Consider the following 17,277-nt stretch of genomic DNA (forward strand, 5'->3'; position numbering starts at 1 on the left):
TACTACATCGTTGGAGTCCGGCCCGTTCATCGAGACGGTGCGGGCGCGGATCGTGCGCGCCGGACGGTGGCAGTACGTCGAGATGCTCGACGCCTGGGATGACCTGATCGGCCAGGAAGATGACGAGCCGGATCTCGTGGCGGATGCCGCCGGCGAAGACTGGAATCCGCCAGGCCGCGTCGTCGAGTTCTCCCATCGGCCCCTCGTGGACGGGAATCTCCAGGCGATGAGGCAGAAGACTCCGGTCGAAGCGTGGTCGGCCGAGGGCTGGACTGTCATGCGATGGTCAGCGTCGGTGCCCGTCGGCCTTCCGCCCGGGGCGCGCGATACACCCATCGTGACATTCCACTCGCTCAGCGAGCGCGGAGTCGGAGAGCGCGGGTGGATCGGTGTGGAGACGTGCGGCGGGAACTACTACGCGGTCGACTGCAGCCCTGCTGACGAGCGGGTGACGACGTGGCCTCCAGCTGAGTTCGAAGCCGATGCGCGCCGACTCGCGCTTGTCCTCCTCGACGAGAACCGTGCTCGCGGCTCCGCGGTCGCAGCGCTGACCGCAGATCCCGAACTGGTCGTCGCGGTCGAGTCTGTGAGGGAAGTGCTCGCCCAGGACAGGACCATGCGAGAGCGGGCGCAGGGGCTGGCCACACTGTTCGGAGTACCTGCCGATACAGTCGCGCGGGCCCTCGACGGCGAACCGATCCCGGACGCGAAGCACTATGAGCCTCGGGGCATCCTGGGCACGATCTGGGAAAGCGCGCGCGCCGACGGCGCGAGCATCCGGCGGCCCGGACAGTCCGCCGGCGCCCTGACGCGAGCCGAGTCTCGCCTCGCGGACCTGCAACGTCGAGAAGCCGGGAGCTTCGTGCATTCGCCGGGGTGGGCGACGGCATCCGTCATTGCCGGTCCGATTCTGATCGCGCTGGTCTGGATCCGGTGGGACGCGCCGATCACCTGGGTCGTGACGGTCATCGCCGGCCTCGGCATGGTGGTCGGCGTCCACGACCTCTGGAGGCATGGCCGCCGGAAGCGCGAGCAGCGCCGCTCGTCCTGATCTCCAGGCCATGATCCGGATCCCGGGATGTGGGCCACCTGCCGGTAACCGAGAGCGGGAGCGTCGTTCACCTCCCGGAGAGCGGGATGTTCACGCGCCCTGCGTAGCGTCGGGTCGTCTCGCCTCGAGACCCGCGCTGCCCGAGCGCGAGCCCGCACCACAGCGCGGGACGCTCCCATTCACCCGGAGGACATCCATGATCCGTCGTTCCGCATTCGCCGCGCTCGGCCTCGTCGCCGCGTCGGCCGTCGCTCTCACCGGCTGCGCATCGAACGCAGCCGCGCCCGCCGAGGGCGCCGTCGACGCGGCCACCGCCACCAGCGTCGACGCGTTCGGCTCGTTCGAGGCGCTCGAGGAGGCCGCCAAGGCCGAGGGCGCGCTGAACGTCATCGCGCTGCCGCGCGACTGGGCGAACTACGGCGAGATCCTCGACCTGTTCGCCTCGAAGTACCCCGAGATCGCCATCACGGAGCAGTCGCCCGACGTCTCGAGCGCGGAGGAGATCACGGCCGCCGAGACCAACCAGGGCCTCGACACCGCGCCGGACGTGTTCGACCTCGGCCTCGCCGTCGCGCTGCAGAGCACCGACGTGTTCGCGCCGTACCAGGTGCAGACGTGGGACGAGATCCCCGACGCGCTCAAGGAGCCCAGCGGCCTGTTCGTCGGCGACTACGGCGGGTACATGTCGGTCGGCTACGACTCGTCGAAGTTCCCCGCCCCCGAGGCGCTCGAGGACCTGCTCGGCGACGACTACAAGAGCGCCGTGGCGATCAACGGCGACCCGACCCAGGCGGGAGCGGCCTTCGCGGCCGTCGGTCTCGCGACCATCCAGTCGGGCGGAGACCTCGACGACTTCCAGCCCGGCATCGACTTCTTCGCCGACCTGCAGAAGGCCGGCAACCTGCTCAAGGTCGACGTCACGACGGCGACCGTCGCGAGCGGCGAGACGCCCGTCGTCTTCGACTGGGACTACCTCAACGCGACCCACAAGGCCGACAACCCGAACTGGGAGGTCGTGGTCTTCGATGACAAGGGCTACGCCGGCTACTACAACCAGGCCATCAACAAGGACGCCCCGCACCCCGCGGCCGCGCGCCTGTGGCAGGAGTTCCTGTACAGCGACGAGGCGCAGAACCTCTGGCTGAAGGGCGGCGCCCGCCCGGCGCGCATGGACGCCATGACCGAGGCCGGCGCGATCGACGCCGACCTGGCCGCGGCTCTGCCCGCCACGCCCGCCGAGACGCTGGTTCCGACGCAGGAGCAGAGCGACGCCGCCGGCGTCCTGCTCGGCGAGAAGTGGGCCTCGGCGGTCCAGTGACCGTCGCCCCCCTCGCGGCCGCGGAACCGGGCCTCGTGGCCGGGCCCGCGGTCGCCGCGGCGCCGGCCCGCGCGCCGCGCGCGACCGCATCCGCCGCGCTCGCCTGGCTCGGGCTCGCGCCGTTCGCCGCGTACATCGTGCTGTTCCTGGTGCTGCCGACGATCCTGTCGCTCGCCTCCGGCCTGTTCGACGCCGACGGCGCGCTGACCGCGGACAATCTCGCGGCCCTCGCGGATCCGACGATCGTCGCCGTGTTCGGCAACACCGTGTGGCTCTCTGCCGCGACCGCCGCCATCGGCGCCGTGCTCGGCGCGCTGATCTGCTACGCGCTGCTCGGGGTCGCGGACACGCACCCGATGCGCCGCGTGGTCGACGCGGCATCCAGCGTCCTCGCCCAGTTCGGCGGCGTCATGCTCGCGTTCGCGTGGATCGCGACCTTCGGCCTGCAGGGCGTGGTGACCGAGCTGCTCCAGGGCGCCGGCATCGACCCCTACGCCGAGGGCCCGTGGATCTACGAGCTGCCCGGCCTGTTCGGGCCCTACATCTACTTCCAGGTGCCGCTCATGGTCATCACGTTCATGCCGGCGCTCGCCGCGCTCAAGCCCCAGTGGGCCGAGGCGAACCTGACGCTCGGCGGCACGCGCGCCGGCTTCTGGGCGCACGTGGGCGTGCCCGTGCTGGCACCCGCCTTCCTCGCCAGCCTGCTGCTGCTGTTCGCGAACGCCTTCTCGTCGTACGCGACCGCCGCCGCGCTCGCCAGCCAGGGCGGTCAGATCGTGCCGCTGCAGATCCGGGCGGCGCTGACGAGCGAGACCGTCCTCGGACGCGAGAACCTGGCGGGCGCGCTCGCGCTCGGCATGATCGTGATCGTCGCGCTCGCCATGTGGGCGTACTCCGCCGTGCAGCGCCGCGCCGCGAGGTGGCAGCGATGAGCGGCGCAGGCATCGCCCCGGGCCGCCCGGTGCGCTGGATCATCGGCGTCCTGATCGGCGGCGCGTTCCTCGTGCCGCTCGTCGGCACCTTCCTCTACACGATCCGCGACACCGCGACCGGCGGCGTCACGGGCGCGCACTGGGCGAGCCTGCTCGACCCGGCGAAGGCGGCCACGCTGCGGCCGATCTGGACGGGCCTCGGCAACTCGCTGACCCTCGCGGTCGTCACCGTCGCGATCGTGCTGATCCTGGTCACGCCCACGATCATCCTGGTGAACCTGCGGTTCCCCTCCCTGCGGCGCGGATTCGAGTTCGTCGCGCTGCTGCCGATCTCGATCCCCGCGATCGTGCTCGTGGTCGGCCTCGCGCCGATCTACCTGCAGATCGGACGCGCGCTCGGCACGGGCGCGTGGACGCTCGCGTTCGCATACGGCATCACCGTGCTGCCGTTCGCGTACCGCGCCATCCAGGCCTCGCTCGACGCCATCGACCTGCGCACGCTCAGCGAGGCGGCGCGCTCGCTCGGCGCCAGCTGGCTCGACGTCGTGCTGCGCGTGCTCGTGCCGAACCTGCGCCAGGGACTGCTCGCGGCGTCGCTCATCTCCGTGGCCGTGGTGCTCGGCGAGTTCACGATCGCGTCGCTGCTGAACCGCCAGGTGTTCCAGACCGCGATGGTCGTGGTGCAGAAGCAGGACTCGGTCGCCCCGGCGATGTTCACGCTGCTCGCGCTGCTGCTCGTGTTCGTGCTCCTGCTGATCCTCGGATTCCTCGCCGGCGGCCGCGCGGCCGGCGCGTCCCCGCTGCGCACCAAGACGCGCGTGAAGAAAGTGAAGGCCCCCTGATGACCACCGTCGACGACGCCCCGCACGGGCTGCCGCGCACGTCCGACAACGTCCTGCTGGCCGAGGCCGGCGAGGGCACCCGCGTCGAGTTCCGCCAGGTCGTGAAGGATTACGGACCCACCCGCGTGCTGCACGGCATCGACCTCGACATCCGCCCAGGCGAGTTCGTGTCGCTGCTCGGGCCCTCCGGCTGCGGCAAGACGACCGCGTTGCGCGTGCTGGCGGGCCTGGAGCAGGCGAGCGCCGGATCCGTCCTGCTCGGCGGGCAGGACGTCTCGGGCACGCCGACCAACAAGCGCGACATCGGCATGGTGTTCCAGGCGTACTCGCTGTTCCCGCATCTCAAGGTCGTCGACAACACGGCCTTCGGCCTGCGCCGCCGCGGCGTCGGCCGCGTGCAGGCGACGAAGCGCGCCGGCGACGCGCTCGACCTCGTCGGGCTCGGGCACCTCGCCGACCGCTTCCCGCACCAGCTGTCGGGCGGCCAGCAGCAGCGCGTGGCGCTCGCCCGCGCGCTGGTCACCGAGCCGCGCGTGCTGCTGCTCGACGAGCCGCTGTCGGCGCTCGACGCCAAGGTGCGCGTCCAGCTGCGCGACGAGATCCGCCGCATCCAGCTGCGCCTGGGCACCACGACCGTCTTCGTCACGCACGACCAGGAGGAGGCGCTCGCCGTCTCCGACCGGATCGCCGTGATGAACGCCGGCCGGATCGAGCAGATCGGCACGCCCGAGGACCTCTACCTGCGCCCCGAGACGCCCGGCGTCGCGGCGTTCGTCGGCCTGTCCTCGATCGTGCCCGCCATGGTCTCCGGCGGCGTCGCGTCCGTGCTCGGCGTCGACATGCCGGTCGTGGGCGCGGCCGAGGACGGCCCGGCCGAGGCGTTCCTGCGCCCCGAGAACGTGCGCCTCGGCGGGCCCATCCCCGCCGTCGTGCAGGAGTCCACGTTCCTGGGGTCGCTGCGCCGCACCGTGGTGCGTACGGAGACGGGCGTGCTGCTGCGCCTGCAGCACGCCGCGAGCGAGCGCCTCGACTTCGACGAGCGTGTCACGGTCGGCATCGACCCGGTTGCGGTGGTGGTGCGGCCCGGCGTGTGACGGCTTCTCCGGAGATGCCGTGTTCTCCGGAGCGCATCCGCGATCCGGATCCTGAGAAGCCGGGATCTCCGGGGATGCGGGTGCCGCCTCACCGCGGCGGCGCGGTCCACTCGATCGTGTGACGGAAGCCGAGGCGGCGGCGAAAGCGCGCGCCGGGGAGGTGCCGGGCGCACGCGGCGCGGAGGTCGCGCAGCGTGACATCCGGTTCCTTCGTGGGGAACGGATCGCCGGAGGGCGCGTCCAGGACGGGGCGCGGATGCAGGATGAACCCGATCAGCGGATTCGTCGCGACCGACAGCAGGTCCCATGCGAGGTCGACCGACCCGCTCGGCCGCGCGAGACCGACGACCAGCAGGCGGCCGCCGGGGGAGAGCAGGCGGCGCACGTGCGCGAGCGCGTCGTCGAGGTCGAGATGGTGCAGCACCGCGACCATCGTGATGCAGTCGAACGCCCCTTCGGCCTCGTCGAACGCGGCCCGCCGTGCGGTCACGTTCGCGCGGTCCGCGCAGCGCGCGGCCGTCGCGGCGGCCTGCCGCCCGTCCACGTCGATCGCCAGCACCCGGGCGAAGCGGTGCGAGAGACGCCACGCGAGCAGCCCCTGACCGCACCCGACGTCGAGGGCCGCGCCGCGGCGATCCGGAAGCCGCCTCGCGATCCAGCGGTGCCGGCGGTCGTTGTGGCTCCAGGGGTGCCGGCGGTTCGCGCGGTGCAGCCAGGCGACGATCCGCGCAAGCGCGGCGCCGAGCACGCGATGGTCCATCCGGTCACGCTAGCCGACCCGGGCACGGGTGAATGGCGGGTGGCGGGGCGCGGAACAGATCCGGAACCGCCCCGAGGAAGCGGGCGGATCGCGCGCAGGATGACCGCATGGAAGAGTTCCTCGTCCTGGCGATCGTGATCGCGACCGCCCTCGCGTTCGACTTCACCAACGGCTTCCACGACACGGGCAACGCCATGGCGACATCCATCGCGACCGGCGCGCTGAAGCCGCGCATCGCGGTCGTCCTGTCGGCGGTGCTCAACCTCGTCGGCGCGTTCCTGTCCATCGAGGTCGCGAAGACCGTGGGCGGCGACGTCGTCGACCTGAGCCAGGCGCAGGGCGACCAGCTGATGCTGATCGTCTTCGCCGGTCTCGTGGGCGGCATCATCTGGAACCTGCTGACCTGGCTCCTCGGCCTGCCGTCGTCCTCGAGCCACGCCCTGTTCGGCGGGCTGATCGGATCCGCCCTCGTCTGGGGCATCGTGACCGGCGCGAACGGCGTGCTGTGGGGATCCATCATCGGCAAGGTCATCCTGCCGGCGCTGTTGTCGCCCGTGATCGCGGCGCTGGTCGCCGCGGCGGGCACCTGGATCGTGTACCGGATCACCGCGCGCGTGCCGCGGCGGATCGAGAACCAGGGCTTCCGATGGGGGCAGATCGGATCGGCCTCGCTCGTCTCGCTCGCGCACGGCACGAACGACGCGCAGAAGACCATGGGCGTGATCTTCCTCGCGCTCGTCGCGTCGGGCGGGCTGACGCAGGACGACGACATCCCGTTCTGGGTGAAGGCGGCGTGCGCGCTCGCGATCGCGCTGGGCACCTACCTCGGCGGCTGGCGCGTGATCCGCACGCTCGGCAAGGGCCTGGTGGAGATCGCGCCGCCGCAGGGCATGGCGGCGGAGGCGTCCAGCGCCGCGATCATCCTGTCGTCCAGCCACCTGGGGCTGCCGCTGTCGACCACGCACGTCGCGACCGGATCCATCCTGGGCACGGGCATCGGCAAGAAGGGCGCCCAGGTGCGATGGGCCGTCGCGGGCCGGATGGTCGTCGCCTGGCTGATCACGCTCCCGTCCGCGGGAGTCGTCGGCGTGGTGTGCTGGCTGATCGCCCACGCGATCGGCGGGCTCCTCGGCGTGCTGGTCGTCTTCGCGATCCTGATCGGCCTGGCGCTGGCGATGTGGCTTCGCGCGAACCGCACGCCGATCAACCCCGACAACGTCAACCACGAGTGGACCGGCACGCTTCACCCCGGTCTGGAGAGGGTGCCCTGATGGAGATCGACGTCGGCGGGATCCTGAACTCGCTGTGGCAGGTCGTGGTCGTGGGCCTGCTGTTCGGCGCGGGACTGCCCGCGCTGTTCGCCCTCGGAATGCGCTCGCTCGCGTCCGTGCCGGCGGGGCACCGGCTCGACCCGGAGTCGAACGCGCCGGTGCCGACGACGCCCGTGGGCCGCGCCGTCGCCTACCTGTGCTTCGGGCTGTGCGTCGCCGCCGCGCTGTTCGGCGTCGTCGTGATCGTGTTCGGCAAGCAGATCTTCGGAGGCTGATGTGACGGATTCCTCGATCATCCAGCGCGTCGTCGGCTGGCTGCGGGCCGGATACGCCGACGGCGTGCCGCCGCAGGACTACGTGCCGCTGCTCGAGGTGCTGCACCGGCGGCTGACGGACGGCGAGGTGGACGCGGTCACGCACGAGCTCATCGCGGGGGAGGGATGGCCGTTCACGGCCGAGAGCATCGTCGACGCGACCCGCCGCCGCGTGCTCGAGCACCCGGGCGACGCGGACGTGAACCGCGTCGCGTCGCGCCTGGCCGCCGCCGGCTGGCCGCTCGAGGGCTTCGACCACCTCGAGGCGTAGCGCGCGGCCGCCTGCCGCCACGTGCCGCCCATGGTCGCGGAATCGCGGCACATCGAGGAGAGCCGACCTCCGCAACGCCGAAGCGGCCGGCCCCGAGGGGACCGGCCGCTTCGCGCGTGCGGATCAGGAGAGCGCGCGCTGCATCAGATCGGCGTGCTCGGACGCGTGGACCTTCGACGAGCCGGTGGCCGGCGACGCCGACGAGGCGCGCGCGACCACGCGGATGTCGCGGCCCTTGAGGTCCTTCGCGAGCTCGAGCGCGATGAACGGCCACGCGCCCTGGTTCTCGGGCTCGTCCTGCACCCACACCAGTTCGGCGTTCGGGTACTGGTCGAGCACGGCATTGAGCTGCTCGACCGGCGCCGGGTAGAACTGCTCGAGGCGCACCAGGGCGATGCCGTCATTGGGGCGCTTGTCCAGCTCGCCGCGCAGATCCCAGTGGATCTTGCCCGAGTGCAGCAGCACCTTCTTCACGGCGCCCTTGTCGACGCCGCGGTTGTCGTCCAGCACCGGCTCGAAGCGGCCCGACGTGAAGTCGGCGACCTCGCTGGTCGCGCCGCGCAGGCGCAGCATGGCCTTCGGCGTGAAGACGATCAGCGGACGGCGCGGGCGCATGTACGCCTGGCGGCGCAGCAGGTGGAAGTACGACGCGGGCGTCGACGGGCGCGCCACGGTCATGTTGTCCTGCGCGCACAGCTGGAGGAAGCGCTCGATGCGCGCCGACGAGTGATCCGGTCCCTGGCCCTCGTAGCCGTGGGGGAGCAGCAGCACGACGCTCGACTGCTGACCCCACTTCTGGTCGGCCGCCGAGATGTACTCGTCGATCACCGACTGGGCGCCGTTGATGAAGTCGCCGAACTGCGCCTCCCAGAGCACGAGGGCATCCGGGTTCTCGACCGAGTAGCCGTACTCGAAGCCGAGCGCGGCGTACTCGCTGAGCAGCGAGTCGTAGATCCAGAACCGGCCCTGGTTGTCGGACAGGTTCACGAGCGGCAGCCACTCCTGGCCGTTCACGCGGTCGTGGAACGTCGCGTGACGCTGCGCGAACGTGCCACGGCGGGCATCCTGTCCGGCCAGGCGCACCGCCGTGCCCTCCGTGAGCAGCGAGCCGAACGCGAGCAGCTCGCCGAAGGCCCAGTCGATCTGGCCGTTGCGGCTCATCTGCACGCGCTTGTCGAGCACCTGCTGCAGCTTGCTGTGCACCGTGAAGCCCTCGGGCTTGTTGGCGTGCGCGTCGCCGATCTGCGTGATGACGTCGACGGACACGCCGGTCGTGTCGGGCTCGCCCACGGGCTCGGTCGCGATCGGGCCGGACGCGTCGACGATCGGGATGGACCCGGTCTCGGCGGCGTGCGTCTCGGCGAACGCGATCTCCAGGCGATCCTGGAAGTCGCGCTTGGCCTGCTCGTACTCCTCCTCGGTGATGTCACCGCGGCCGACGAGCGACTCGGTGTACAGGCGCCGGGTGGAGCGCTTCGCCTCGATGAGGTCGGTCATGAGCGGCTGCGTCATCGACGGGTCGTCGCCCTCGTTGTGACCGCGACGGCGGTAGCAGACGAGGTCGATCACCACATCGCGGTGGAACCGCTCGCGGTACTCGAACGCGAGCTCCGAGACGCGCACGACGGCCTCGGGGTCGTCGCCGTTCACGTGGAAGATCGGGGCCTGGATCGTCTTGGCCACATCCGTCGAGTACACCGACGTGCGGCTGTCCTGCGGCAGCGTCGTGAAGCCGACCTGGTTGTTGACGACCACGTGCACCGTGCCGCCCGTGCGGTAGCCGCGCAGCTGCGACATCTGCAGCGTCTCGACGACCACGCCCTGGCCGGCCATGGCGGCGTCGCCGTGGACGAGGATCGGCAGCCACGTGAACGATCCGACCGGCTTGCGGTCCTGCTTCGCGCGGACGATGCCCTCGAGCACGCCGTCGACGACCTCGAGGTGCGACGGGTTCGCGGCGAGGTAGACGTCGAGCTCGGCGCCGGACTCGGCGACGAACGTGCCCTCGGTGCCGAGGTGATACTTCACGTCGCCCGAGCCGCGCTTGTTGCCCGGCAGGGCGCCCTCGAACTCCTGGAACACCTGGCCGTACGTCTTGCCCGCGATGTTCGTGAGCACGTTCAGGCGCCCGCGGTGCGCCATGCCGATCGCGGCGCCCTCGAGACCCGCCTCGGCCGCGCCCTCGAGGATGCGGTCCAGCAGCGGGATGAGCGACTCGCCGCCCTCCAGCGAGAACCGCTTCTGGCCCACGTACTTGGTCTGCAGGAAGGTCTCGAACGCCTCGGCCTCGTTCAGCTTGCGCAGGATCCGCAGCTGGTCGTCGTGGTCGGGCTTGGTGTACTTCTGCTCGAGCTTCTGCTGGAACCACTCCCGCTGCTCGTAGTCGTGGATGTGCATGTACTCGATGCCGGTCGTGCGGCAGTACGAGTCGCGCAGGACGCCCAGGATGTCGCGCAGCTTCATGGTGCGCTTGCCGCCGAAGCCGCCCGTCACGAACTCGCGCTCGAGGTCCCAGAAGGTCAGGCCGTGCGACTCGATCTCGAGGTCGTGGTGCAGGCGCTGCACGTACTCGAGCGGATCGATGTCGGCCATCAGGTGGCCGCGCACGCGGTAGCTGTTGATGAGCTCCTGCACGCGGGCGGTCTTGTCGACGCGCTCGGCGAGGTCGACCGCGACGTCGGCGTTCCACTGGATCGGCGCATACGGGATGCGCAGGGCCGCGAAGACGCCCTCGTAGAAGCCGCGCTGGCCGATGAGCAGCTCGTGCACCTTCTTGAGGAACTCGCCCGAGCCGGCGCCCTGGATGACGCGGTGGTCGTACGTGCTCGTGAGCGTGATCGTCTTGCCGATCGCGAACTCGTTGAGCGTCTTCTGGCTCGCGCCCTGGAACTCCGCGGGGTAGTCGAGGGCGCCCGCGCCGATGATGCAGCCCTGACCCTTCATGAGGCGCGGGACCGAGTGGACCGTGCCGATGCCGCCGGGGTTCGTGAGCGAGACGGTGGTGCCCGCGAAGTCGCCGGCCGTGAGCTTGTTGCCGCGGGCGCGCTTGACGAGGTCCTCGTACGCCGAGAGGTACTCGGTGAACGAGAGCGTGTCGGCGTTCTTGATACTGGGAACCAGCAGCGCGCGCGTGCCGTCGGGCTTGGGCAGGTCGATCGCGATGCCGAGGTTCACGTGCGCCGGGGCGACGACCGACGGCTTGCCGTCGATCTCGGCGTAGAACACGTTCTGGCTCGGGAACTCCTTGAGCGCCTGGATCAGGGCCCAGCCGATCAGGTGCGTGAAGCTCACCTTGCCGCCGCGCGTGCGCGACATGTGGTTGTTGATGACGATGCGGTTGTCGATCATCAGCTTCGCCGGGATCGTGCGCACGCTCGTGGCCGTGGGGACCGTGAGCGACTCGTCCATGTTCTTGGCGAGGGTCTTGGGCATGCCGCGCAGGACGGAGACGACGTCCTCGTCGGCCTTCGACTCGGCAGGCTCGGCCGGAGCGGCGGGCTTCTGCGGCGCGTCGGCCGGGATCGGCGCGGGCTTGGCCGGCTTGGCCGTCGTGCGGGCCACGGGCTGCTGACCCGTGGGGGCCGGCGCGGCGACGGGCTCCTGCAGTGCCGCGGGCTCGGACTTCGGCTGCGCCTGCGGTGCGGCGGCCGGAGCCGCGGCGGCCGGGGCCGGCTGCCCGGAGCGGCCGCCGTGGTAGGCCTCGAGGACGGGCCACCACTCCTTGTCCACCGAATTCCTGTCGGCCTGGAACTGCTCGTAGAGCTCGTCCACGAGCCACTGATTGGCCCCGAACTCCCCCTCGTTCGCAGTCCCGGTGCCCGTTCCCTGGCTCGACACGGCCGATTCGCCTTCTTTCATCGGTGACTTCTCTGACCCGGAGACCGCTGGAGCGGTCTCCACCGCCTCTCGCGCGCACAGCGAAGTGCGCACGCGCGTACGCCTCAAAAGCCTAGCCCAGATCGCCCCTCGCCCTCCCCGTGCCGAGGGCACGCGGAGGTCCCTCTCAGGGCGGATGCGCGCCGCCGCGGCGCCTCGCTATGTTGAGCGGGCGTGCGGGCGCACCCAGGCGCCCGCGATACCCGAACGGAGCACCCGTGGATCCCTTCTCCCTGCTGTTCACGGTGGGGCCGATCGCCGTCGGCGTCATCGTCCTGGCGCTGATCGTGCTGCTGCTGTTCCGCGCCTGGTACCGGATCGCGAAGGCCGACGAGGCGCTCGTGATCGTCGGCAAGAGCCAGCGCGGCGCGGACGGCGAGACCTCCCGGGTCACGGTCGTCACGGGCGGCGGCGCGATCGTCAACCCCATCACGCAGCGCGCGGAGCTGATCTCGCTGCGCGCGCGCCAGATCAACGTCGAGCCGACCGCGCAGTCGTCCAACGGCGTCACGGTGGACGTGACGGGCGTGGCGCTGTTCAAGATCGGCTCCGATCCGGATCAGGTGCGTCGCGCGGCGGAGCGCTTCGCCTCCCAGGACAGCGCGATCGAGCAGTTCACGCGCGAGCAGCTCGAGGGCTCGCTGCGCGGGGTCGTGGCGATGCTCACGGTCGAGCAGCTGATGCGCGACCGGCAGCAGCTGTCGGACCAGATCGCCGACAACATCAAGGGCGACCTCGAGGCGCAGGGCCTGATCCTCGACTCGTTCCAGATCCAGGGCATCACCGACAAGAACGGCTACATCGAGGCGCTCGGCGCGAGCGAGATCGAGCGCGTGAAGCGCGACGCCCAGGTGGCGAGCATCTCCGCGCAGCGCGAGGTGCAGCGCAACACGATCGCGACCAACGAGCAGAACCTGGTCGAGTACACCGCGTTCCAGAAGAACGAGGCCAACGCGAAGGCCGAGATCGGCCGGGCCAACGCCCAGGCCGAGGCGGCCGAGAAGCTCGCACGCGAGCAGCTCGAGCAGGGCGTGCTCGAGCAGGCGGCGATGAACCAATCGGCCAAGCTCGACGCGGAGGTGCGCCGTGTGGCCGAGGCCGCGACGTACGAGCGCCAGCAGAGGGCCGACGCCGAGGCCTATGAGCAGCAGAAGCAGGCGGACGCCGAGGCGTACGCGCGCATCAAGGAGGCCGAGGCGCAGGCCAAGATCGCCGAGCAGAAGGCGCTCGAGCTCAAGACGCGTGCCGCGGCCGACGCCGAGACCGTGCGCCTGGCGGCCGAGGCCGAGGCGGGAGCGCAGCGCGCCGCCGCCGAGGCCGCCGCGTTCGCCGCGCAGCAGGAGGCGCAGGGCACGAAGTTCCGCGCGGACGCCGAGGCCGAGGCCGTCCGTCTCGCGGGTGAGGCGAAGGCATCCGCCATCAAGGCCGAGGCCGCAGCGATCGCCGAGCACGAGGAGGCGCTGATGGCGCAGCGCGCCATCGAGGCCGTGGTGCCGATGATGGCCGAGTTCGCCAAGGGCTATCAGCGGGTCGGATCCATCACGGTGCTGGGCGGCGAGGGCGGCGCGTCCGCGCACCTCGCGAGCGAGCAGGCCGTCGGGATGCGCGCGACGTTCGACGCGGTCAAGGCCGCCACGGGCGTCGACCTCGCGGCGATCATCGCGGGCCGCGCGGTGGGCGAGGGGATCGGCGAGGGTCTGCGCCCCGCGGCGCCGCCGACCCCGAAGCGGGCACCCGCGGCCACGCCCGTGGCCCCCTCCGTCGCGCCCGAGGACGCCGGCGCCTGACCGCGTCGCGGATCGCGCCCGCGCGGGGGCTCGCCGCCGATCCCGGTCAGGGGTCGCGGGCCTCGCCGGGCGCGACCAGCCCGGACTCGTAGGCCAGGACCACGAGCTGGGTCCGGTCGCGCAGCCCGTGCCGGACGAGCACGTCGCTGAGGTATCCCTTCACGGTCGACTCGGCCAGGTGCAGGCGCCCGGCGATCTCGCGGTTGCTCAGCCCGCGCGCGACGAGACGCACGACATCCGCCTGCCGCTCGGTCAGACCGAGCGCGGAACCGTCGCCGACCCCTGGTCTCGCGATGTGGCGCTCGATCAGCCGTCGGGTGATGGCGGGCGCGAGCAGCGCATCGCCGGCATGCACGGCCCGGATGCCGGCCCACAGCTGCTCGCGGGGCACGCTCTTGAGCAGGAAGCCGCTCGCTCCGGCGCGCAGCGAGGCGGCGACGATGTCGTCGCTCTCGAACGTCGTGAGCACCAGCACGCGGGTCGGCGCACCGGAGGCGACGATGCGGGCCGTGGCCTCGATGCCGTCCACGCCCGGCATCCGGACGTCCATCAGCACCACGTCGGGCGCGCGCGCCGCGCCGATCACCAGTTCGCACGCCTCGGCGCCGTCGGCGGCGGTGCCGATCACCTCGATGTCGGCCGCGGCCCCGAGGATCGCGGCCAGCCCGTCGCGGACCAGCGTCTCGTCTTCGGCCACGACCACTCGGATCGGATCACCGGGCCGATCGTTCATGTCGGGATCTCGGCGTCGAGTCGGAAGCCGTTCGCGTGGGGGCCCGCGGTCAGGGTGCCGCCGAGCATGGCCACCCGCTCGCCCAGACCGGCCAGGCCGCGGCCGGTCCCGCCATACGCCGAGGTGTGGCGGGAGCCGCTGCTGTCGAGCCGCACGTGCAGTCGCCGGGCGTCCGCGTCGATCCGGAGATCCACGGCTCCTCCCGCCGAGTGACGCAGCGCGTTGGTCAGCCCCTCCTGCACGATGCGGTACGCGCATCGATCGACGGCGGCGGGCAGGGAGCCGGCCACGGCGAGGTCGGCGTCCACGCGGAGCCCCGCCGCTCGTGCACCCGCCAGCAGCGCGTCGATCCGACCGAGGCCCGCCTCCGGCGGGTCGTCCTGCTCGCCGCCCAGCAGCGCGAGGAGGCGGTGCAGCTCTCCCAGCGCCTCACGGCTGACGTCGCCGATCGACTCCAGTGACCGTCGGGCCGCGGCCGGGTCGGACTCGAGGAGCGTCGACCCCGCTTCGGCCTGCACGGCGATCAGCGTCACGGCATGCGAGACGACGTCGTGCAGCTCGCGGGCGATCCGCTGCCGTTCCCGGTCGACGGCTTCGCGCGCCTCGGCCTCCAACCGGATCCGCTCGGCCTCGAGTCCGTCGATCTGGCGCTGGCGTCGGCCGACGCTCCGCCCGATGACCGCGGGCACGGCGAGGAAGAGCATCAGGGTCGGCAGCACGTTGACGGCCGAATCCGACGGGTCGAGCACGATCGCCACCGCGAGCGCCATCGCGAGCAGCACGCCGCCGGCCACGAGGTCGCGCGTCGGCGCGTACGCCGCCAGGGAGAAAGACGCCAGCGCGGTCGCGAGAAGGACGCCCACCTCGTCGGGGCTCTCCAGCAGCATGGATTCGGCGGCCAGGCCCGTCGCGACGACCGTCGCCGCCGCGAGCGGGTGCCGACGCCGCAGCGCGAGCCCTCCGCAGGTGAGCGCCGCCATCAGGGCACGCAGGCCCGCGTGCGGCGCCGTGGACACGATCAGCGTCTCGGCGACCGCCAGCGCGGCGAACACCCCGGCGAACCCGAGGTCACGCCACGTCGTGTGCCTGGCCAGCAGCCCTCGCATGTCCAGAACCGTAGTCCTCCGCGGCGGACCGCACCCCCGTCGCGGGGAGGGGCATCTCCCGCCCCGCGGAGGGGGTGGCGCCGCCGAGCGCCGGTGCCGGCCGGCGCCGCCCGTTCCTACCTTCGAGATCGACGCACTCACCAGATCCGGGAGGTCTCCATGTCCACATCCATCGCCGCGGCGCCCTCGACCGCGCCGTCTCGCATCGCGAGGCCCGGCGGCTCGTGGTGGCTGCTGCTCGCGGGCTTCGTGCTGGTCGCCGTCAGCGAGCTCGTCGCGCCTCACCAGTCCGTCGCCTCGGACGACCCCGCGCAGCGCGCCCAGTTCCTCGTCGAGCACCAGGGGCCGCTGCTCGCGAGCTATGTGATGGCGTTCCTCGCGGCGCCGATCATCGGTGCGATGTTCGTGCGGCTCGGGTGTCTTCCCGCGGGACGGGGACGGATCGTGGGCCGCATCGCGGCGGGCTTCGGCGCCCTCGGCGCGACCGGCCTCGCCGGCCTGCGCACCGCCGACATGATCTCGCTCGACCTCTACGTGCAGGATCCGAGCGTCGCACCGGTGGTCGAGACGGTCGGCGAGACGGGGGCGTCGGGCGCCGTCGTGTTCCTCGCCCTCCTGGTCGGGATGATGACGGGCCTGGTCCTCCTCGCGATCGCCGCGGTCCGGGCCGGCTGGGCGCCGTGGTGGATCATCGCGCTGGCGGTCGCCGCGGTCGTCTCCGACTTCCTGCCGTTCGACTACAAGACGACCCTGTTCGGCCTCCTCGCCGCGCTCGTGTGCGGACTGGTGCTCGCCGGTGCTCGGCGTGCGAGCCGCACCTCTTGACGCCACCCCGCATCCGGGCGCCCGACCTCGTCGCGCCGGCGCCGGGCCCTCGCGCCCGGCCCCGGCGCGTCCTACTGTGACGCCATGGCGATCGCTCCCGAGCTCGCGGACTGGCTGCTCGACTCCGATCCGACCCTGCGCTGGCAGGTCGAGCGGGACCTCCTGCACCTGCCGGAGGACACGTGGCGGGCGACGCGGGCGCGCGTGCCGGCCGAGGGGTTCGGCCGGCGGCTGCTCGAGCGGCAGGACCCCGAGGGGACGTGGGCGCGCGGCGCGCACTTCCCGGGGAAGGGCTGGCGCGCCGCCGGCGTCGCGATCGGCGAGACGGGCGAGGACGCCCAGCCGTGGGTCTCCACGGACTGGAGCCTCAGAGCGCTGCAGGACTGGGGCGTGGACGCCGCGGCGCTCGGCGACACCGCCGAGCGCATCGCGGCGAACTGCCGCTGGGAGTACGACGGCCTGCCGTACTGGGGCGGCGAGACCGACGTCTGCATCAACGCCATGACGCTGGCCTCCGGCGCATGGCTCGGGGCCGACGTCGCCGCCCTCGCCGCGTGGTTCCCGGAGCACCAGCTGTCCGACGGCGGCTGGAACTGCGAGTGGGTGGAGGGCTCGAGGCGGTCCTCGTTCCACTCGACCCTGAACGCGTTGCGCGGCCTGCTGGACTACGAGCGGATCACCGGCGACGCCTCGGTGCGCGCGGCCCGGCGCCGCGGCGAGGAGTACCTGCTGGCGCGGCGGCTGCTGTACCGCCTGTCGAGCGGCGAGCAGGTGGCGCGCTGGGCGACGCGGTTCTCGCATCCGTTCCGCTGGCGCTACAGCGCGCTGAGCGCGGCGGATCATTTCCGGGCCGCCGGTCGGCACGACGGCACGGATCCGGATCCGCGCCTCGCGGACGCGATGGACGCGATCCGCGCCGCGCGCGAGCCGGACGGGCGCTGGCGGCAGGGCGGCCGCGAGCCCGGGCTGGTGTGGTTCGAGACGGATGTCCCGCCCGACGAGCCGTCGAAGTGGCTCACCCTCGTCGGCACCCGGGTGCTGGAGTGGTGGGACGGCACGGGCGCGGAGCGGACGTGACGTCCCCCGGCCGCCGCATA

General features: G+C 72.0%; 15 protein-coding genes. 11 read left to right on the forward strand and 4 right to left on the reverse strand.

What is annotated here, in order from left to right:
• Positions 1-10 precede the first annotated feature (10 nt).
• From AAD528_RS11980 to AAD528_RS12000, 5 genes are all read left to right on the forward strand, one after another.
• Positions 11-1,051 carry a hypothetical protein gene (locus AAD528_RS11980; protein WP_345752312.1) on the forward strand — a complete coding sequence of 347 codons (1,041 nt, stop codon included), beginning with the start codon at positions 11-13 and terminating at the stop codon, positions 1,049-1,051.
• A 196-nt stretch (positions 1,052-1,247) separates the two neighbouring features.
• Complete coding sequence (locus AAD528_RS11985; RefSeq protein ID WP_345752313.1) at positions 1,248-2,369, forward strand: ABC transporter substrate-binding protein; 1,122 nt, start codon at positions 1,248-1,250, stop codon at positions 2,367-2,369.
• Positions 2,366-3,301, forward strand: a complete 936-nt coding sequence (locus AAD528_RS11990) for an ABC transporter permease (RefSeq protein ID WP_375339614.1) — start codon at positions 2,366-2,368, stop codon at positions 3,299-3,301. The genes AAD528_RS11985 and AAD528_RS11990 overlap by 4 nt, the downstream gene beginning before the upstream one ends.
• Entirely contained in the window at positions 3,298-4,143 is an 846-nt protein-coding gene (locus AAD528_RS11995) for an ABC transporter permease (protein ID WP_345752314.1), read from the forward strand. The genes AAD528_RS11990 and AAD528_RS11995 overlap by 4 nt, the downstream gene beginning before the upstream one ends.
• Complete coding sequence (locus AAD528_RS12000; protein ID WP_345752315.1) at positions 4,143-5,237, forward strand: ABC transporter ATP-binding protein; 1,095 nt, start codon at positions 4,143-4,145, stop codon at positions 5,235-5,237. The genes AAD528_RS11995 and AAD528_RS12000 overlap by 1 nt, the downstream gene beginning before the upstream one ends.
• A gap of 88 nt (positions 5,238-5,325) precedes the next feature.
• Here AAD528_RS12000 and AAD528_RS12005 read toward each other — a convergent pair whose 3' ends face one another.
• A complete protein-coding gene (locus tag AAD528_RS12005; RefSeq protein WP_345752316.1) occupies positions 5,326-5,997 on the reverse strand; it encodes a class I SAM-dependent methyltransferase in 672 nt (223 codons plus the stop codon).
• 107 nt (positions 5,998-6,104) lie between these two features.
• Here AAD528_RS12005 and AAD528_RS12010 point away from each other — a divergent pair, with 107 nt between their 5' ends.
• The 3 genes from AAD528_RS12010 to AAD528_RS12020 are packed head-to-tail and all read left to right on the forward strand — an operon-like array spanning position 6,105 to position 7,853.
• Positions 6,105-7,268, forward strand: coding sequence for an inorganic phosphate transporter (locus AAD528_RS12010; protein WP_345752317.1), 1,164 nt, complete (start codon positions 6,105-6,107; stop codon positions 7,266-7,268).
• Entirely contained in the window at positions 7,268-7,543 is a 276-nt protein-coding gene (locus AAD528_RS12015) for a hypothetical protein (protein WP_345752318.1), read from the forward strand. The genes AAD528_RS12010 and AAD528_RS12015 overlap by 1 nt, the downstream gene beginning before the upstream one ends.
• Position 7,544: 1 nt before the next feature.
• Entirely contained in the window at positions 7,545-7,853 is a 309-nt protein-coding gene (locus AAD528_RS12020; RefSeq protein WP_345752319.1) for a DUF3349 domain-containing protein, read from the forward strand.
• A gap of 123 nt (positions 7,854-7,976) precedes the next feature.
• On the opposite strand, the gene AAD528_RS12025 is transcribed toward AAD528_RS12020, so the two are convergent.
• Positions 7,977-11,690: a multifunctional oxoglutarate decarboxylase/oxoglutarate dehydrogenase thiamine pyrophosphate-binding subunit/dihydrolipoyllysine-residue succinyltransferase subunit gene (locus AAD528_RS12025; RefSeq protein ID WP_345752453.1), complete on the reverse strand. Its 3,714-nt coding sequence runs from the start codon at positions 11,688-11,690 to the stop codon at positions 7,977-7,979.
• A 257-nt stretch (positions 11,691-11,947) separates the two neighbouring features.
• Here AAD528_RS12025 and AAD528_RS12030 point away from each other — a divergent pair, with 257 nt between their 5' ends.
• The gene (locus AAD528_RS12030; protein WP_345752320.1) at positions 11,948-13,516 is read left to right on the forward strand and encodes an SPFH domain-containing protein; all 1,569 of its coding nucleotides are present in this window, start codon (positions 11,948-11,950) and stop codon (positions 13,514-13,516) included.
• Positions 13,517-13,562: 46 nt separating this feature from the next.
• Here AAD528_RS12030 and AAD528_RS12035 read toward each other — a convergent pair whose 3' ends face one another.
• Positions 13,563-14,249: a response regulator gene (locus tag AAD528_RS12035; protein ID WP_345752321.1), complete on the reverse strand. Its 687-nt coding sequence runs from the start codon at positions 14,247-14,249 to the stop codon at positions 13,563-13,565.
• Positions 14,246-15,355 (reverse strand): sensor histidine kinase, encoded by a 1,110-nt coding sequence (locus tag AAD528_RS12040; protein WP_345752322.1) that lies wholly within the window; start codon positions 15,353-15,355, stop codon positions 14,246-14,248. The genes AAD528_RS12035 and AAD528_RS12040 overlap by 4 nt, the downstream gene beginning before the upstream one ends.
• A gap of 159 nt (positions 15,356-15,514) precedes the next feature.
• Here AAD528_RS12040 and AAD528_RS12045 point away from each other — a divergent pair, with 159 nt between their 5' ends.
• Both AAD528_RS12045 and AAD528_RS12050 read left to right on the forward strand, forming a co-directional pair.
• The gene (locus AAD528_RS12045) at positions 15,515-16,180 is read left to right on the forward strand and encodes a hypothetical protein (protein WP_345752323.1); all 666 of its coding nucleotides are present in this window, start codon (positions 15,515-15,517) and stop codon (positions 16,178-16,180) included.
• 84 nt (positions 16,181-16,264) lie between these two features.
• Complete coding sequence (locus AAD528_RS12050) at positions 16,265-17,257, forward strand: squalene cyclase (protein ID WP_345752324.1); 993 nt, start codon at positions 16,265-16,267, stop codon at positions 17,255-17,257.
• The last annotated feature ends 20 nt before the right edge of the window (positions 17,258-17,277 follow it).

Source organism: Microbacterium rhizophilum (genome assembly GCF_039605615.1).
Lineage (GTDB): Bacteria > Actinomycetota > Actinomycetes > Actinomycetales > Microbacteriaceae > Microbacterium > Microbacterium rhizophilus.

Coding starts and splice junctions, on each gene's coding strand:
- AAD528_RS11985 (WP_345752313.1), top strand. CDS start 1,248: ATGATCCGTCGTTCCGCATTCGCCGCGCTCGGCCTCGTCGCCGCGTCG.
- AAD528_RS11995 (WP_345752314.1), top strand. CDS start 3,298: ATGAGCGGCGCAGGCATCGCCCCGGGCCGCCCGGTGCGCTGGATCATC.
- AAD528_RS12000 (WP_345752315.1), top strand. CDS start 4,143: ATGACCACCGTCGACGACGCCCCGCACGGGCTGCCGCGCACGTCCGAC.
- AAD528_RS12005 (WP_345752316.1), bottom strand. CDS start 5,997: ATGGACCATCGCGTGCTCGGCGCCGCGCTTGCGCGGATCGTCGCCTGG.
- AAD528_RS12010 (WP_345752317.1), top strand. CDS start 6,105: ATGGAAGAGTTCCTCGTCCTGGCGATCGTGATCGCGACCGCCCTCGCG.
- AAD528_RS12015 (WP_345752318.1), top strand. CDS start 7,268: ATGGAGATCGACGTCGGCGGGATCCTGAACTCGCTGTGGCAGGTCGTG.
- AAD528_RS12035 (WP_345752321.1), bottom strand. CDS start 14,249: ATGAACGATCGGCCCGGTGATCCGATCCGAGTGGTCGTGGCCGAAGAC.
- AAD528_RS12040 (WP_345752322.1), bottom strand. CDS start 15,355: ATGCGAGGGCTGCTGGCCAGGCACACGACGTGGCGTGACCTCGGGTTC.
- AAD528_RS12045 (WP_345752323.1), top strand. CDS start 15,515: ATGTCCACATCCATCGCCGCGGCGCCCTCGACCGCGCCGTCTCGCATC.
- AAD528_RS12050 (WP_345752324.1), top strand. CDS start 16,265: ATGGCGATCGCTCCCGAGCTCGCGGACTGGCTGCTCGACTCCGATCCG.